Here is a 16,338-nt window from a genome sequence, read left to right on the forward strand (position 1 = left end):
TCAATAGCGTTCTTTAAGTATATTCATGTGATGGGTGAAATGCCCCGGAATAATCCAGAATAAGGCTCTAGGAGTGATCGGATTTCCATTTGCGTGGCCTACAAAATCCATTGACTCTTCAGGCATGATTCGCATCATTGTGAGCAAAGCTTTACGTTGAGCCTGAAAATCTTCCAGCAGGCGTTCTATCGGCACATTGCCAAATCTCGCATTGAGCACATAAGGATCCTGATCAAAGCCCGGCAGGGTAGCCTGTTCTCCGCGGGCAAAACATAGCGCTCTGAATGTCATGATTCTTTCAGTATCTGTTACATGCCCAAGTACTTCCTTTGGGGTCCACTTTCCTTTGGCATAGGGTCTTTCTGCCCATTCAGCATCTTTTTGCTGAAATAGATTCACTAAAGATTCCACTTGATTTTGAATCTGCTCTTCATAGTTATTTCCTGAAACAAGCGTAAGGTAGGTAGAGAAAAAGGCCGAATAATCACCTTCTCTGGGTTGGTCAAGGGTTTTCATGTAAAATTACTTTGGTTAAAGTATTAATGGAATAAATTTAAGTCATAAGAACAAACCACCTCAACATCATGAATAAAAATTTACTCTTTCTCTTTCTAGCGCTATGCAGTCACCTTGCCGCTTCGCAAACAACAGTTATCAGAGACCCGGAAATTGCCGGGATGATAGCTGAAATATCGTCTGATTCGCTCGAACATCATGTAAGAACATTGGCCTCCTTCAATTCCAGACATACGCTTAATACAAATGAAGAAAATGGAATGCCTGCTGCGCAGCGCTACGTGCTCTCCAAGTTCAACCATTTTGCCAAGCAAGCTGGGGGAAGAATGACTGCTGAAATAGATAAGTTCACTATTCCCGCTGATAATAGAAGGATAACAGCAGACTCACCGGGAGCAAATGTGATGGCCACGCTCAAAGGTACTGATCCCGCTGACGACCGGATTTTTATCATTTCGGCCCATATGGATTCCCGCAATAAGGATGTAATGGATGCGGAAGGAAGCGCACCAGGCGCCAACGACGACGGGAGCGGAACAGCCGCAGTCATCGAATTAGCCCGCATCATGGCCTCTCATGAGTTTTCGGCGACTATTCTGTTTGTAGCCTTTACCGGTGAAGAGCAAGGGCTGAAAGGTGCTACCTATTTGGCTGATAAAGCAAAAACAGAAGGCTGGAATATTGCAGCGGTTTTGAACAACGATATTGTGGGAAACAGCAGCTCTTCAGAAACCCTGATCAAAGATAATCTTAAGATGCGTGTCTTTTCTGAGACAATCCCAGCTGTTGAGACGGAGCAAGAAGCCAATATCCGTCGCTACACCAATGCTGACAATGACAGTAAATCCAGGCAATTGGCCCGATATATAAAGGAACTCGGCGAGCGATATGTGGATCAGTTTGAAGTGAAATTGATTTATCGCTCAGATAGATTTCTGAGGGGCGGAGATCAGACTCCTTTTGCAAGAAACGGTATGAGGGCGGTCAGAATCTCTGAAATGAATGAAAACTTTATCCATCAGCACGAAAATGTACGGGTGGAAGACGGTATTCAATATGGTGATCTTCCCGAGTTCATGGACTTTGAATACCTGAGAAAGGTTTCCGCTGTGAATCTGGCTTCGCTTGCCTCTCTGGCCAATTCTGCAGATCAACCCCAGGAGGTCAGAATAGATGTACGTGGCTTAAGCAATAAATCCATTTTACTATGGAGCGCTCCGAAGACGGGAAAAGTAAAAGGCTATTATGTCTTAATGAGAGAAACTTCCTCAGCAATGTGGGAACGTAAGTTTTGGACTACCGAAACCACACTTACGTTGCCTTATTCCAAAGACAATTACTTCTTTGCCGTCCAATCTGTCTCTGAATCAGGGGCTGAAAGCCTTCCTGTCTTCCCTGCCCCACTTTCCAGATAGCCACAGTTCTTAATTAAATCAATTCCAAATTCTCCGAAAAGCAGTGCGTGTTGGAACTCCAATGATTATATTTAGTTACTTATTTCAAATACTATACTTATGAAAGCTAAAGAAATCGTAACGCTACAGCGTTCTTTACTTATCGATACAGAGAAGCTGCTCAACAAACAGGTAGAGATGGAAGGTACATCTTCCGCTTATTATCTGTCCATGGCTTCCTGGTGTCATATGATGGGCTATGAGAATTCTGCCAAATACCTTTATACCCATGCAGACGAAGAGCGTATGCATATGATGAAGATATTCCAGTATATCAATGAGGCAGGCGGGCATGCCATTCAGCCAGAAATCACCGGTATCAGACACAATTTCAATTCTTTAAGAGAGATTTTTGAATTGATACTTGAGCATGAAATCAATGTTACCAGATCCATTAATAACATTGTGGATCATGCCTTTTCCAAAAAAGACTTTGCGACGTTCAGCTTTATGCAATGGTATGTTACCGAGCAAAGAGAAGAGGAAACTATGTCCAGAAGAGCGCTCGAACTTTTCGATATTATCGGCGAAGAAGGGGTTGGCCTTTGGACAATCGATCAGGAACTTGGCAAGCTGCACGCCGCAGCCCATCCGACAGCTTAATGCTAAAGCGGCCTTCGGGCCGCTTTTTTTATGTCAAAGTCCATTTTTGACCACAAGGGTAGGGATACAAAGGGTACAGTTTACTAGCCTATTCCTTCACCAGATTTCTCCGCAGCATTAGAATCCGGAGTGCATTTTTCCTTTCACCTCAATTTGTGAAATTCTAATTCGTGAAGATTTTTCCTGAATCACTGAATTTTCTAAAAATCACCTTCAGTTAAAAATATAGGTGTTTTTTATACCCTTGAACAGCAATTTTTATTAAGTGATTGGTTTTTTCTTACTCATCTTTAGTATATATTAATGTAGATTTATTTCCCCACTCCCTTAATCATCTTTATTGCCATGAGTTTCAATAAGAGCCAAGCGGCATTTTTCCAGACGCTCAAATTATCATTGCCCAGCTATACTTCATTGGTTGATGAGATCGCTGAAATTTTAGAAATAAGTATTGATAGTGCCTATAGAAGAATTCGTGGAGAAAAACTACTGGATTTCGGTGAATTAGAAATTCTTTGCAATCGGTTCAATACCTCAGTAGACACTTTCTTTAATCTAAGTTCAAACAGGGTCTTCTTTCAGGGAAATCAAAATAACTACCAAGAAAATGGTTTCATGAAATGGATGGAAGATGTATACGCACAACTAAATCTAGTCAATAGCTTTTCTAAAAAACATATCTATTGGCTGGTGAAGGATATGCCTCCATTCCATCATTATTATCATAAGGAATTGGCTGCCTTTAAGTTCTTTTTCTGGAGAAAATCCATCTTGTTTAACGAAAGTCTGAAAGACACCAAATATTCCATCAAGGACAACTCCTACGATCAATTTGCTGAAATAACCGAGAAAATCCTCAAGGCTTACCATAAGATTCCAACTACAGAAATATGGAATATTGAAGGCATCAACATTACCTTACGGCAGATTGAGCTGTATCATGAAATGGGTATTATGACTTCGACAGAAGACACCATTTTTCTATATAACTGTATGCTGGAAGTGATAGATAATCTGGAAAAAATGGCGGAAAAAGGCAAAAAAATCCTGCCCTCGCATCCAGAAATTGAAGGAGCGGAATATACCTTTTTTGTAAATGAGTTTATCATCGGGGATAATACGTTTTTTGCCACAATGGATGAACGAAAAGTCACCTACCTCAACCACAGCGTTATTTATTTCCATGGCACTTCTGACCCCTCCTTCAATGAGGCCATGTTTAGAAACTTAGAAAACCTGATAAAGAAATCTACTCAAATCAGCCTCGTGGGTGAAAAAGAGCGTAAGCAATTCTTTAATAAATTGCGTAAAAAAGTAGTGGAACGACTAACTGCAACCGCAGAAAAAGAAGAGTAGGTAGATCATTTCAGTAGTTTCCCTTCACAAAAAGGAAAGAATCCACTACTTTGAATGCTCAAGTATGACAATTATGAACATTAAAATTCAATATAGCATAGCTACCGCAGTCTTGGTCGGATTTTCATTGTTCTCCTGTCAGGAGAAAGCTTCCGACAAGATGATCGACGAGGATAAAATGGTTATAGCCAATATGCCTGAGCCTGCCAAAAAAGTAGAAGGAATGGTCTGGATTCCAGGAGGGGAATTTGTCATGGGAACCAATGAAGTAGAAGCCTATTCTGCCGAAAAACCAGCTGTAAATCTTGCAGTAAAAGGTTTTTGGATGGACACTCATGAAGTCACCAATGCAGAGTACCAGAAATTTGTAGAGGAAACAGGCTATGTAACTTTGGCAGAGAAAAAACCTGAATGGGAGGACCTTAAGAAACAACTTCCTCCCGATACACCAAAGCCAGATGAGGCACTTTTAGTTGCAGGATCAATGGTTTTCAGCCCTCCTCCCTATCCTGTTCCCACCCAGGATATATCACTCTGGTGGGTTTGGGTAGAAGGCGCAAACTGGAAAAACCCAGAAGGACCAGATTCAGATTTGAAAGGAAAGGAAAACCATCCGGTGGTCCATATCGCGTATGAAGATGCTAAGGCCTACGCGGATTGGGCCGGAAAACGTCTACCAACCGAAAACGAGTGGGAGTTTGCTGCTCGCGGAGGGGCTCAGGGCAAGCGCTTTGCATGGGGAGACGAGTTGACCCCGAATGGCCAGTATTTGGCGAATACGTTCCAGGGAAATTTCCCTAACGACAACCAAAAACTGGATGGGTTTGAGGGTTCTTCGCCAGTCAAATCTTTTGCTCCCAATACCTTTGGACTTTATGATATGATTGGAAATGTATGGGAATTGACCGACGATTGGTATGATGCACTCAAATATGCGCGACTGGCGGGACAAGCCCCTAAACTGGATGCCGATATGAAGCAATGCTACAACCCGGACAATCCGTATGCGATGGAGCGGGTGATCAAAGGAGGATCTTTCCTATGTGCGGATAATTACTGCGTGAATTATAGGCCATCTGCACGCCAGGGCCAGGCTTTTGACAGTGGTACTTCCAATGTGGGTTTCAGATTGGTAAAAGACGCTGAAGAAAAGACCGTCAGCATGAACTAGAAAGTAACCTATTGGAAAATTCCAGTTAAGCTTTTAATTGCATTTCTTCCCATAATACAGCGTTGTTCAGAAAATCTTTGTGATTCCCGTTTTTAGAAAGATTTGACAAGTGCCCAAAAGTTAAATCGACCAATTGAGAACATGGAAGCAACTCCAATGAGCCAATAAACCGAATACCTATGAACTTTACGTTTTCCTTTGTGAGCTCTGGGTTAAAAAGATCAAGATAAATCGTATCCCTTGGTAATCCGCTGAATATATTTGCCCAGAATATCAAATTCCAGGTTGACAAGATCCCCAGCTGCAAGCTGATGAAAATTGGTATGTTCAAATGTGTACGGGATAATAGCCACGGAGAAGGCCCCTGGTCTCGAGTTGAAGCAAGTCAGGCTAGTGCCATTGATAGTGATTGAGCCCTTTTCTACCGTTACATTTCCAGGTTTCTGATCAAACTCCACATCAAAAACCCAAGAGCCATTCTGATCGGCAATACTTTTTACTTTTCCCACCTGATCCACATGTCCCTGTACAATATGCCCATCAAAGCGACCGTCCGCAGGCATACAGCGCTCCAAATTGACCCTCTTGCCCACTTTCCATTGGGATAGGTTAGTTTTCTGAATGGTTTCATCTATGGCCGTAACCCGGTAAGACTCCGGTGTAGTCTGCACCACGGTCAGGCAAACGCCATCATGAGCTAAAGACTGATCGATTTTCAATTCTGACGAAAGCGAAGAATCTATATCAAAATGGACATTGCTGGCTTCATATGTTATATTTCGGATGGTGCCAAATGCTTCTATAATTCCTGTGAACATGGAGGTGAATTTAACTTTCAAAGATTCAATGACTAAGCAATAAATGCCGGATTCAAGTTCAAATTAAGCCAAATATTCTTTTATCTTCGACCGCAGAACCATAAAAAAACCATGCCTCTACTCAAACTCGAAGACACATATTTACACAAAGGAAAACGGAGAGCCCTAGTGTCTTTGCTGCGGGAAAAAGGAATAAAAAGTGAGCGGGTCCTTCAGGCTATCAATACCTTACCTCGACATTTTTTCTTTGATTCGGCACTGATTTCCCATGCTTATGAAGATAAAGCCTTCCCCATTGGTGAGGGCCAGACTATTTCCCAGCCTTATACTGTTGCCTTCCAGACCGAACTTTTGGAGATTAAGGAAGGAGATAGAATATTAGAAATTGGCACGGGTTCCGGATACCAGGGAAGCATTTTACACCTACTTGGAGCAGAGGTATTTACGATAGAATATCAGAAAAAATTATTTGAAGGAACCAAGAAGTTCTTAACAAGATTAGGAATAGAAATGCATCTTTTCTATGGTGATGGAACCGGTGGACTTCCTGCTTATGCTCCATATGACAAAATAATTGTCACAGCCGGGGCTCCCATAGTACCTGAAGCTTTAATCCAGCAATTAAAAATCGGAGGTATACTTGTAATCCCGGTAGGCGATAAACGCAGGCAGACCATGCTGAAAATCACAAAAAAATCTAATACAAAGGTAGATCGGGAAGAATATGAAGGCTTTGCTTTTGTACCCCTTTTGGGAAAAGACGGCTGGAGGTAGCGTGGTATAAGCTTTGTGCTTATAAATGTATAATATATAGAAATTCAGAATTTATCAGAATAATATTCTGATAAATTATCCCATAAATTTTTCAGAGAAATTTTATTTGTATTTTTGTTAAAATTTAGATTTATGAGCGCCAAGAAATTTGCAAAAGAGTCCGCAGTAATCATGACTGAAATGGTTCTTCCCAATGATACCAATACGTTAAACAACCTTATGGGCGGAAAGCTGATGCACTGGATGGACGTGGTGGCTGCCATAGCTGCCCAGAAGCACTCCAACAGCATCGTGGTGACTGCCTCTGCGGATAACATTTCCTTCCAGGAGCCCATCGCCCTTGGTAATGTGGTCACACTGAAGGCTCAGGTTACCCGGGCATTTAATTCTTCCATGGAGGTATTCATAGAAGTGACTGCCGAAGATATTCCTGCAAATAAAAAGATCATGACGCATAGGGCATTTTTCACCTTTGTGGCCGTAAATGAGAACAATAAACCTTCCAGAATCCCTGAATTGGTCCCAGAAACCCCTGAGGAAATAGAAAACTACCAAGGTGCCCTGAGAAGAAGACAACTGAGACTGGTCTTGGCAAAAAGAATGAAACCGGAAGAGGCAGTAGAACTTAAATCCATTTTCAATTTGGATTGATTTGATTAAAACACATTAAAATACGGGGGGCGATCGAGATATTACCCCTCTTTTTTTGTGTTAAGGTGATTTTTGAGCAATTTCCCGACATGGAAAATATGAGCATTCACGAGCTCCAGCATATCATCACCGAAGAGCTTTTCTTCTTTGAAAAAGAACCTAAAACCGAAAGGACCAAACAGGAAATTAATCCTTCTGTTGGGAATGAAAAGCCAAAGACTCTTCCGAAAACAGTGCATATAGAAGTGGCTACGCCCCCCAAGGAAGAGTTGAAACCAGAGCCGTTAAAAGTCCGGGGAAATTTCGAAAAAGGCATATTGGTGCTTCATGAAGAAATTGCATTAAGTGCTGAAGTGATGGACATGTTGGTAAAAATGATCAATGCCGTAGGCCGTTCGATGAATGAGGTAGGCCTGCTTTCCTCAGCGGAGCTGGAAGGAAGAAGTCTGGCAGAACTTTATGACTTAAATGCGCATATAGTACTTAAGTTTGGGCGTGTAAAACATCCCATCAATGCCCTTCCTGCGTCAGACTACCAGGTGCATATGGAAAAGGAAACCGAATACCTTTTTGCAGATGCACTCAGTATAATTGCCGAAGACAAAGCCCTCAAGGGAAAGCTTTGGAACACATTAAAAGTACTCTTTAACCTAGCTAAAAAATAATGAGCCTCACACCGCAACAGCACACTTGGGCAAAACGATTTCGATGGATTTCCCTTCTGGAAGGCACCTCTTTCTTAGTCCTCCTACTTATCGCCATGCCTCTCAAATACATGTGGGATTCCCCCTTGGCTGTAAAGTATGTAGGCTGGGCCCACGGCATACTTTTCATCATCTACGTTTACACTGTATTCCCTACAGCCCATAAACTGAAGTGGAATTTCAGTAGGACTTTGTTTGCACTTATTGCTTCAGTATTGCCGTTTGGACCGTTTATCTTTGATAGAAATCTAAAGAAAAGTCAGCAGGTGGATTTATAAATAATGGCACTGATCAGCAAAAAGAAGCGGATTTACCCCATCAGCCACGGGCTGAGACGCTACCTGATTAAGTATTCCCGCGAGGTGGACATCCCCATCCATTATCATGAACTGCTTCGGTATTCGAGTTCCATTGCCCTTTACGATTCTAAAGAACAGGATACACTATGGGAGACGGTCTTCTACGACCAATCCGATCGCGAAGAGATTCATCTGAATGTCAAAAAAATCTATGCTTTGCTGAAAGCCGGTGGAGACATGTCCGTAATGGAGCATCTATATGTGGACAGAATCGACCTTTGTGTGTATGGAAACACGCAGCCATTCCGGGTACGCATAGTGAACAGAATCAATGATAATTTTGACTATTTCTACATCAAAAATGCCGATGCATCAAGAGTTTACGGCTTGGAGTTGGAACATTTGCTTTCACCGAATAGAATTTCATATCTGGTCCATCAGAATACCCTTATAGAAGAGCATATTGCTGGAATTCCAGGAGATAAATTTATGCGGGCACACATGCAGGACCCGCATCTAAACCCGATACGGCTGGCCAAAGAATTCGTCAAATTCAACGAGCGCTGCTTTGTAAGATTACTTGGGGATATGCACTCCTCCAATTTTGTGATTGATGTCACTCCCGATTTTGAAGAGACACACTATAGAATCCGGGCGATTGACTTTGACCAGCAATCCTATGAGGGAAAAAAATCAATTTATTTGCCTCAATATTTCAAAGAAAACAATGCGTTGATTCAATTGGGCATGAAGTATATCACGCCTGAATCTATGGTGCAATACCAGAAAGAAGAACGTGCATTGATCGCCACACGGCTCAAATCTTCCCGTCAAGGCATTTTTGATATCTTGCGCTCAATGGAAAATGACACCATCTCCTTACCGGAAAATATAGCATCCTTAAGAGCAGAATTAGCAAAACATTATTCAAATGATAAGTTCCTGGAATGCACCAATATGGGGCAAATTATGAAAAAAAGCCTTGAAGAGCTGATCAAGAAATAGAATTATGTGGTTATATGATGCCAGTTGCTCACCAGGTCACCTGCATGTAAGGTGAAGGTTGAATTTTTTCCTGTCCTTTTATCTTGGCCCCCTCCAGAGGCAAAGGTTTAAAATGAGTAGAAAATGCCGGATTAGGAAAGATGGGCAACTCCCCCTTCTAGCAGGAATAGATCAAAATAGTACAGCTAACTGCAAGCGAGCGAGGAGGATTTTGAGAAGATTGTATTGTGGTAAGATTAGGCTTGAAGGAGATGTGGGAATTAAGGATTTAAAATGATTTATACCCAATTTCTGTAGAAACGAAGCATGTTAAAGGCATGGCAGATTTATAGCCTGCGGTTTCAACCCTAGGTTGAACGTGAGCATATGACATGGCCAGCAGATTTTAAAGCAGTTAACAACCCCACGAAACCACAGCAAGATAAAGCTCTGAAGTATAGCCTTCTACAGAACCTGCTGGTCTGCTCAGGGAATTTATAGGATTTGGGGATGGGCGGTGGCGTAGTTCGATATGTTGTTTAGGCACTTAACCAGGTTCTATTCATCGCCGGGTTCGTAGGAAAATAATTCGTGTAGCTTTTGTTGCAAAAGTTTCTTATTTGGAAGTTGGGTTTTATACTCTGAAACCATCGTCGGAGAAAGGCTTCTGCTTAACGCATATTCAACAATTTCATTATCCTTATCTTTGCACAACAAAACTCCAATACTGGGATTTTCATTTGCTCTTCGCACATCCCGGTCTAATGCTTCCAGATAAAAATTCAATTGCCCTATGTGCTCAGGCTTAAACTTGTCTGCCTTAAGTTCGAATGCCACCAAACACTGCTGTCCCCTGTGGTAAAAAAGCAGATCCATAAAAAAGTCACTGCTCCCCACTTGTATTTTGTATTCTTCCTCTATAAACAGAAAATCTTTACCAAGTTCGAGTATGAATTTTTTCATTTCTCTCACAAGTCCCTTTTGTAATTCACCTTCACCGTGTGGTTCAGGTAAACTCAGAAATTCAAATACATAGGAGTCTTTAAACGTATTGGTCAGGTCTCGATCAGTTTCTCTCAACGCTGTCGAGAGTTTTGTATTTCCGATCATAGTTCTTTAGAAGAGGCTGGCGGAAATTTGTCGGTCAAGTTCTCTCTTGCTATAACTTTCCTGTTTCGCAAGTTTTAGATAGAACTCCCTCTCTTCACTGGTTTTGCATCTTGAAAATATTGCCAGATTATGAGACCAACTGATTTCTCTCACCAGTGGTGAGAGTTTTGGGAAAGCCTTATAAGTCTCGTAAAACTGTTGTATCCTCCAGATGTTCTTGTCGGAGAATCCTTTAATATCAGGTTCGTTTTGTTGGATATAGTTGGCCAATTCCGTGACTACTGAATCACCCCATTCAGAATTTTCAAGTTTTTTACAAATATGCTGGCCGATGTTCCAGTAGAGATTGATAAGCTCGGCATTAACGGCTCTAAATGCATTCGTGCGAGACTTCTTTATAAGTTGGATTATGTCCGAAAAGCGTTTGTCCATAAAGGCTCTGAAGGAGTAAAAGCTTATGCAATAAAAGGAATAAAATGACTCTTTCCCACAATGCCTATTGATTTTCGACAGTACATGTCAATAAATCAAATACTTACAAAAAACAACAGGTACTTCCCCGAGGAATACATACACTTTAGTATAATTCAGTCGCTTCCAAAGCACCTTCTGCCCCTCAGCTAAAATTAGTACAAGGGCACTAAGTCTAACATAAACCCTTATTTATTTTGTCTTTATTTTAATATTTCGTAGACAATTTCAACCTAACAGATACTTTTTATTTTAGAATGAAAACCTTTTAAAACAATATATGAATAGCCATCAGGAAATTTTTCAACATGACACTCCCATTTGATCTACGTTCTTTAGACACTGCCTTATTTGACTAATTTCCTCAAGTAGCCTCCATAGCCGCTTTTCCCTAATTTATCGGCAGCCTGCAACAGTTTTTCTTCCCCTATAAATCCTGCTCTGAAAGCTATTTCTTCAATACAGCCAATTTTCAACCCTTGCCGCTCTTCTATTACTTCCACAAATTGCGCTGCCTGCAAAAGGGACTGATGCGTGCCTGTATCCAGCCAAGCTGTTCCTCTGTTGAGAATGGCCACCTGTAATTCTCCCAATTTCAAATATTCGTTATTGATATCCGTGATTTCGAGTTCGCCACGTGGACTTGGTTCAATTTTTTTAGCAATCTCCACTACCCTATTGTCGTAAAAATAAAGTCCCGGTACTGCGAAGTTGGATTTTGGCTTTTGCGGCTTTTCCTCAATGCTTATTGCTTTTTGGTTTTCATCGAATTCCACCACTCCATAGCGCTCCGGATCATTCACATGGTAGGCAAATACTACCCCGCCTTCTGTATCTGTATGTTCTTGCAAAGTCCTATGCAGACCTGATCCATAGAAAATATTATCCCCCAGAATTAAAGCAACTTTATCCTTTCCAATAAATTTTTCTCCTATTATAAATGCCTGAGCCAAACCGTCCGGACTTGGCTGCACTGCATATTCAAACGAACACCCTACTTGGGATCCATCTCCTAAAAGCCGCTGAAATGCTTCACTGTCTTCTGGTGTAGTAATGATCAAAACCTCAGTGATCCCTGCCATCATCAAAACAGAAAGTGGATAATAGATCATTGGTTTATCATATACCGGCATTAGCTGCTTACTTACTGATATTGTCAACGGGTAAAGGCGAGTACCGGATCCGCCGGCCAAAATAATTCCCTTCATATAATTCGTTTTACTTGTTTAGTTTATCAAATCCCTACTTCCATTTCCAAAAATGAATCCACTTTTAACCAGTGAGAAACCCAAACCATGAAAGATGGGGCAATGCCAGTGGTTAAAAATGGGCAGATTAATGAGAATTTGAAGTAGATTAAGGTTTAAAGCTACTGAAAGAGCAACTATTAAAAAAATAATATATGAAATCGAGCCTGCCTGAAAAAAAGAAACTGAAATGAAAGCCGAAGGCTTATATACGCGCAAAAGCCCATTTCGATTTCACTTAATTAGCCAGTTATGAGTTATAGGATAGCCTTTGCTGTAGTGTTGACTACTCTTCCTAATAATCCAAGGCTAGCCAAATGTTTGGCCAGCCTTGGATTATTGATTGAAACATTGAACAAATGTGGTTTAATTAATTTCGGCTCATTTTACTGGAATTAGATTTGGTTCAAACCTGTCCCACCCGTGGAGAGAATGGCCAAATTTGAACTTCTAGCTTCAACTCAGTGTGCGTATGTGTAGTTAAGCTGATACACATATTTTACTAATAAGATAAACGAGGCACCCTATTGAAAACAATCATTTCCATTCTTGTTCTTTTTTGACAAATTAATCTCTGTAAACCCATGTATTTCTACCACATCACCACCTCCTGGGATTCTGTCCTTACATTATCACGGAAAAGGCTGAATACAGCCGTGAACTCATGGGTATTACCCGGCAGGTTGTAACTGGTCGCATTGGGGAATTCGTACAGGTAGCCTATCCTCAGGCGCTTGGTCACTATGCCCAGTTGGCCGCTGGTTGCATAGTCTATTCTATGCCCAATCCCAAACCAGAGCCGATCCATCAGCAAAGCCTTGATGTTAAATTCGATGTTGTCATCCTGATCCTTCTGCGTACTGTACATACCGTTCACAATCACCGCTACGTTCGCACTTACCGCACTCCTGTACCCTGCCTGGATGATGGAGCTTGCCGGATAGGCATTCATGAATTCATCACCTGAGGTGATTTTGCCCCCATTTACCCTGTGTATGCCATACGAGAAATAGTAGTTCGCATGGGTCAGCGCTATCCCAAGGTTGAAGTCAATGACATTCATATTAGAAAACTGCCCCACATACTGTCCCAGGGTAGGATCGTTCTGTTCCTCTGTGGTCAAGGAATTACCGTCCAGTCGGATGCTCTGGTAGTTCAGTCCTGCTCCCAATCTCAGATTGTGTCTTTCAGTCAGCCTGATCCTGCTGGCATAGCCCAAGGTCAGTTCGGTTTCCCTGAACGCACCATAGGTATCATAAAGAAGATTGACAGAAACTGCATTCTTACCCATCAGAGCTGGGTCCTCCTCCCCCGCTAATTCTCCGAAATCAAGCTCCGTACTGAAAAAGTATGTTTTGGGAGCTCCATCCACCCCTGACCACTGGTTACGCACAAAGCCCCTAAACGTAGAGCCTTCGTATCCCGTAAGTCCAGGATTGTAATAGCTCTGAAAGAAATCAAAGTTAGAAATATATTTCCTTGACTGTGAATATCCGGAAGTCATGGATCCAATAACCAGTACTGCGGATAGGATGTATTTAATGTATTGTCTCATCTGAAAATTAGTATAAATCCAAAAAAAGGGAAACCGATGGTTTGCAATCGGCTCCCCAATTTAATCTGATGCTTATTCTTTGAGCAGGTTCAGCATGCCACGCCTTACCTCGCCTGTCTCTCCTACCTCAATCACGTACAGGTAAGCCCCAACTGGCATCTCTTTGTCGTTAAATAGCCCATCCCATCTTACATCTGGGTTTTCCGTGTAGAACATCCTTTCCCCGCCTACGGCAAAGACAGATATTCTTACTCCGGAATAATAGCGAAGTGCAGGCATACCCCAGGTGTCATTGATTCCATCCCCGTTTGGTGTGAAGGTGTTTGCTACTTCCAATTGCTCCAGCGGGGTCCTCTCACGGATAATGCTAAAGGTTTTCTCCAGAACATTACCTGCTCTATCTGTTACTTTCAGTGCTATGATAAAGTCTGTTCTACCTTCTGCCTGCTCGGCACTGCTCCAGAACAGGATTCCTTCAAGTACTTCGAAATATTGATTATCCTGTATCCCTTCCGGAAGACTGAGTGTATGCTCATCATCTGTAGGATCGATCACCGTAAAGGCTCCTATCTCCTGGAAGAATTGATCAGGTACTGCAACAAAACTGTTTTGGCTCAGTGTCACATCTTCCGGTGCAGGCTTGGAAAGAACAGTGATCTCCAGGGATGGCTGTATTCCTGAAGGATTGAACAGGCCTGGAGAAATAACTGCCGATCCGGTGTAAACTGAACTTGTGGACACCCTCGGCTCATAGCCTGCCAAATCCCAGACAACCGGGAGATTGATGAATGCGCCCTGTGCGGTGATTGCCACAACTTCGGTAGGTACTTTTAGCTCAGCTGCTTCCGTTCCCCAGACCGTTTCCAAAGTTTGGGATACAAACTCTATAACAGCTCTGTCCTCAACATAATCTGGTATTCCGTCTCCGTCTTCATCCAAGAAGTCTTCAGGATCTGTTGGGTCAGTGTCCTCCTGCTCCTCTACATAATCAGGTACATCATCTCCATCTGTATCCATATAATCTCCGGGATCCATTGGATCGGTACCATGTTGTTCTTCTACATAATCAGGTACATCGTCCCCGTCCCTATCCAGGTAATCATCAGGATCATCCGGGTCGGTTCCCTGATCCTCTTCCACAGGATCCGGTACGCCGTCCCCATCACTGTCAGCATTGGCCGGTTCAGTGACCATAAAGTCTGCCTCGATAAGGACTACTGTATAATTACTGCCTGCACTTAAGCTTCCCTGATTGATGGTATAGCTGCCTACTTCTTCTCCTTCTTCTCGACCCAATGATCCACTGATGATAGTTTCATCATCTCCACCCACAAAGCCGGAGACTGAATAGCTCAATACAGGATCTGCACTACCGGCTTCTTTGCTTTGACCTGGGTCTGCTGTTACCGTCAAAGTCGCCGGGGTGATTACCATCTTGGCAGTAAGAACAAGCTCGACATGGTTACCTCCCGAGATTGTAGCAGTTACTTCCTGCGTACCCACATCCGTTCTGCTATTGTTGGTATAGGTGACCGAAGTGCCATCAGGCAGGGTTCCAGTAATCGTAAGGGATTTGGCAGTACCGTCAAAGACAAAGCTGCCGTCATCAAACGTGATTCCTGAAATAGCTGCCGGGGTGACCGTCAGATCTGCTGTCAACACCAAGGTGGTGAAATTGCTACCTGAAATGGTCGCTGTCACTTCCTGGGTTCCCACATCCGTTCTGCTGTTGTTGGTATAAGCTACCGAAGTACCGTCAGGAAGGGTGCCTGTAATCGCAAGGGACTTGGCCGTACCGTCAAAGACAAAGCTGCCGTCATCAAACGTGATTCCTGAAATAGCTGCAGGGGTGATCGTCAGATCTGCTGTCAATACCAAGGTAGTGTAGTTAGATCCGCTAATGGTCGCTGTCACTTCCTGAGTACCCACATCCGTTCTGCTGTTGTTGGTATAGGCCACAGAAGTACCATCAGGCAAGGTGCCTGTAATCGCAAGGGACTTGGCAGTACCGTCAAAGACAAAGCTGCCGTCATCAAACGTGATTCCTGAAATAGCTGCCGGGGTGACCGTCAGATCTGCTGTCAACACCAAGGTGGTGAAATTGCTACCTGAAATGGTTGCAGTTACCTCCTGGGTTCCCACATCCGTTCTGCTGTTGTTGGTATAGACCACAGAAGTGCCATCAGGCAGGGTTCCAGTAATCGCAAGGGATTTGGCAGTACCGTCAAAGACAAAGCTGCCGTCATCAAACGTGATTCCTGAAATAGCTGCAGGGGCTACCGTCAGATCTGCAGTAAGCACCAAGGTGGTGAAATTGCTACCTGAAATGGTTGCAGTTACCTCCTGCGTACCCACATTCGTTCTGCTGTTATCCGTATAGGTTACCGAAGTGCCGTCAGGAAGGGTTCCAGTAATCGCAAGGGACTTGGCAGTACCGTCAAAGACAAAGCTGTCGTCATCAAACGTGATTCCTGAAATAGCTGCAGGGGTGACCGTCAGATCTGCTGTCAACACCAGTGTATTATAGTTCGATCCGCTAATGGTCGCTGTCACTTCCTGCGTACCCACATCTGTTCTGCTGTTGTTGGTATAAGCTACCGAAGTGCCATCAGGCAAGGTGCCTGT

Annotated in this window: 16 protein-coding genes; 9 read left to right on the forward strand and 7 right to left on the reverse strand. The window is 42.8% G+C overall.

The genetic code is table 11. The features are described from left to right. Entirely contained in the window at nucleotides 1–516 is a 516-nt protein-coding gene (locus tag AS141_RS13545) for a DinB family protein (protein WP_057938187.1), read from the reverse strand. Nucleotides 517–584: 68 nt separating this feature from the next. On the opposite strand from AS141_RS13545, the gene AS141_RS13550 reads away from it, so the two are divergent. The 4 genes from AS141_RS13550 to AS141_RS13565 all read left to right on the forward strand — a co-directional run bounded on the left by AS141_RS13550 (nucleotide 585) and on the right by AS141_RS13565 (nucleotide 5,100). After that, nucleotides 585–1,931 carry a M28 family metallopeptidase gene (locus AS141_RS13550; protein WP_057938188.1) on the forward strand — a complete coding sequence of 449 codons (1,347 nt, stop codon included), beginning with the start codon at nucleotides 585–587 and terminating at the stop codon, nucleotides 1,929–1,931. A 99-nt stretch (nucleotides 1,932–2,030) separates the two neighbouring features. Next, on the forward strand, nucleotides 2,031–2,573 hold the full coding sequence (locus AS141_RS13555) for a ferritin (protein WP_057938189.1): 543 nt from the start codon (nucleotides 2,031–2,033) through the stop codon (nucleotides 2,571–2,573). Between the two features lie 345 nt (nucleotides 2,574–2,918). Then, a complete protein-coding gene (locus tag AS141_RS13560) occupies nucleotides 2,919–3,929 on the forward strand; it encodes a hypothetical protein (protein ID WP_057938190.1) in 1,011 nt (336 codons plus the stop codon). A gap of 73 nt (nucleotides 3,930–4,002) precedes the next feature. Next, nucleotides 4,003–5,100, forward strand: a complete 1,098-nt coding sequence (locus tag AS141_RS13565; RefSeq protein WP_057938191.1) for a formylglycine-generating enzyme family protein — start codon at nucleotides 4,003–4,005, stop codon at nucleotides 5,098–5,100. 221 nt (nucleotides 5,101–5,321) lie between these two features. Here the strand turns inward: AS141_RS13565 and AS141_RS13570 are convergent, their stop codons facing one another. Then, complete coding sequence (locus tag AS141_RS13570; RefSeq protein WP_057938192.1) at nucleotides 5,322–5,918, reverse strand: riboflavin synthase; 597 nt, start codon at nucleotides 5,916–5,918, stop codon at nucleotides 5,322–5,324. Between the two features lie 111 nt (nucleotides 5,919–6,029). On the opposite strand from AS141_RS13570, the gene AS141_RS13575 reads away from it, so the two are divergent. The 5 genes from AS141_RS13575 (at nucleotide 6,030) to AS141_RS13595 (ending at nucleotide 9,351) form a co-directional block, all read left to right on the forward strand. Beyond that, the gene (locus AS141_RS13575; RefSeq protein ID WP_057938193.1) at nucleotides 6,030–6,692 is read left to right on the forward strand and encodes a protein-L-isoaspartate(D-aspartate) O-methyltransferase; all 663 of its coding nucleotides are present in this window, start codon (nucleotides 6,030–6,032) and stop codon (nucleotides 6,690–6,692) included. 132 nt (nucleotides 6,693–6,824) lie between these two features. After that, a complete protein-coding gene (locus AS141_RS13580; RefSeq protein ID WP_057938194.1) occupies nucleotides 6,825–7,343 on the forward strand; it encodes an acyl-CoA thioesterase in 519 nt (172 codons plus the stop codon). An 89-nt stretch (nucleotides 7,344–7,432) separates the two neighbouring features. Next, complete coding sequence (locus tag AS141_RS13585; protein WP_057938195.1) at nucleotides 7,433–8,008, forward strand: hypothetical protein; 576 nt, start codon at nucleotides 7,433–7,435, stop codon at nucleotides 8,006–8,008. Next, complete coding sequence (locus tag AS141_RS13590) at nucleotides 8,008–8,325, forward strand: DUF3817 domain-containing protein (protein WP_057938196.1); 318 nt, start codon at nucleotides 8,008–8,010, stop codon at nucleotides 8,323–8,325. Before AS141_RS13585 ends, AS141_RS13590 begins: the two co-directional genes overlap by 1 nt. 3 nt (nucleotides 8,326–8,328) lie before the next feature. Then, complete coding sequence (locus AS141_RS13595) at nucleotides 8,329–9,351, forward strand: hypothetical protein (protein WP_057938197.1); 1,023 nt, start codon at nucleotides 8,329–8,331, stop codon at nucleotides 9,349–9,351. A gap of 537 nt (nucleotides 9,352–9,888) precedes the next feature. Here AS141_RS13595 and AS141_RS27090 read toward each other — a convergent pair. The 5 genes from AS141_RS27090 to AS141_RS13615 all read right to left on the reverse strand — a co-directional run. Further along, nucleotides 9,889–10,440 carry a PDDEXK nuclease domain-containing protein gene (locus AS141_RS27090; protein ID WP_232424913.1) on the reverse strand — a complete coding sequence of 184 codons (552 nt, stop codon included), beginning with the start codon at nucleotides 10,438–10,440 and terminating at the stop codon, nucleotides 9,889–9,891. A 6-nt stretch (nucleotides 10,441–10,446) separates the two neighbouring features. Next, nucleotides 10,447–10,872, reverse strand: a complete 426-nt coding sequence (locus tag AS141_RS27095; protein ID WP_232424914.1) for a DUF1016 N-terminal domain-containing protein — start codon at nucleotides 10,870–10,872, stop codon at nucleotides 10,447–10,449. 386 nt (nucleotides 10,873–11,258) lie between these two features. Beyond that, nucleotides 11,259–12,119, reverse strand: coding sequence for a glucose-1-phosphate thymidylyltransferase RfbA (gene rfbA, locus AS141_RS13605; RefSeq protein WP_057938198.1), 861 nt, complete (start codon nucleotides 12,117–12,119; stop codon nucleotides 11,259–11,261). Nucleotides 12,120–12,750: 631 nt separating this feature from the next. Continuing rightward, on the reverse strand, nucleotides 12,751–13,713 hold the full coding sequence (locus AS141_RS13610; protein ID WP_057938199.1) for a PorP/SprF family type IX secretion system membrane protein: 963 nt from the start codon (nucleotides 13,711–13,713) through the stop codon (nucleotides 12,751–12,753). A gap of 72 nt (nucleotides 13,714–13,785) precedes the next feature. Then, nucleotides 13,786–16,338, reverse strand: a 2,553-nt coding sequence (locus AS141_RS13615; protein WP_157243476.1) for an MBG domain-containing protein, incomplete at its 5' end; no start/stop codon positions are given.

The sequence above is a fragment of the Algoriphagus resistens genome, from assembly GCF_001442615.1.
GTDB classification, from domain to species: domain Bacteria; phylum Bacteroidota; class Bacteroidia; order Cytophagales; family Cyclobacteriaceae; genus Algoriphagus; species Algoriphagus resistens.

Coding starts and splice junctions, on each gene's coding strand:
- AS141_RS13585 (WP_057938195.1), top strand. CDS start 7,433: ATGGAAAATATGAGCATTCACGAGCTCCAGCATATCATCACCGAAGAG.
- AS141_RS13590 (WP_057938196.1), top strand. CDS start 8,008: ATGAGCCTCACACCGCAACAGCACACTTGGGCAAAACGATTTCGATGG.
- AS141_RS13560 (WP_057938190.1), top strand. CDS start 2,919: ATGAGTTTCAATAAGAGCCAAGCGGCATTTTTCCAGACGCTCAAATTA.
- AS141_RS27090 (WP_232424913.1), bottom strand. CDS start 10,440: ATGATCGGAAATACAAAACTCTCGACAGCGTTGAGAGAAACTGATCGA.
- AS141_RS13610 (WP_057938199.1), bottom strand. CDS start 13,713: ATGAGACAATACATTAAATACATCCTATCCGCAGTACTGGTTATTGGA.
- AS141_RS13550 (WP_057938188.1), top strand. CDS start 585: ATGAATAAAAATTTACTCTTTCTCTTTCTAGCGCTATGCAGTCACCTT.
- AS141_RS13575 (WP_057938193.1), top strand. CDS start 6,030: ATGCCTCTACTCAAACTCGAAGACACATATTTACACAAAGGAAAACGG.
- AS141_RS13545 (WP_057938187.1), bottom strand. CDS start 516: ATGAAAACCCTTGACCAACCCAGAGAAGGTGATTATTCGGCCTTTTTC.
- rfbA (WP_057938198.1), bottom strand. CDS start 12,119: ATGAAGGGAATTATTTTGGCCGGCGGATCCGGTACTCGCCTTTACCCG.
- AS141_RS27095 (WP_232424914.1), bottom strand. CDS start 10,872: ATGGACAAACGCTTTTCGGACATAATCCAACTTATAAAGAAGTCTCGC.
- AS141_RS13580 (WP_057938194.1), top strand. CDS start 6,825: ATGAGCGCCAAGAAATTTGCAAAAGAGTCCGCAGTAATCATGACTGAA.
- AS141_RS13570 (WP_057938192.1), bottom strand. CDS start 5,918: ATGTTCACAGGAATTATAGAAGCATTTGGCACCATCCGAAATATAACA.
- AS141_RS13595 (WP_057938197.1), top strand. CDS start 8,329: ATGGCACTGATCAGCAAAAAGAAGCGGATTTACCCCATCAGCCACGGG.
- AS141_RS13555 (WP_057938189.1), top strand. CDS start 2,031: ATGAAAGCTAAAGAAATCGTAACGCTACAGCGTTCTTTACTTATCGAT.
- AS141_RS13565 (WP_057938191.1), top strand. CDS start 4,003: ATGAACATTAAAATTCAATATAGCATAGCTACCGCAGTCTTGGTCGGA.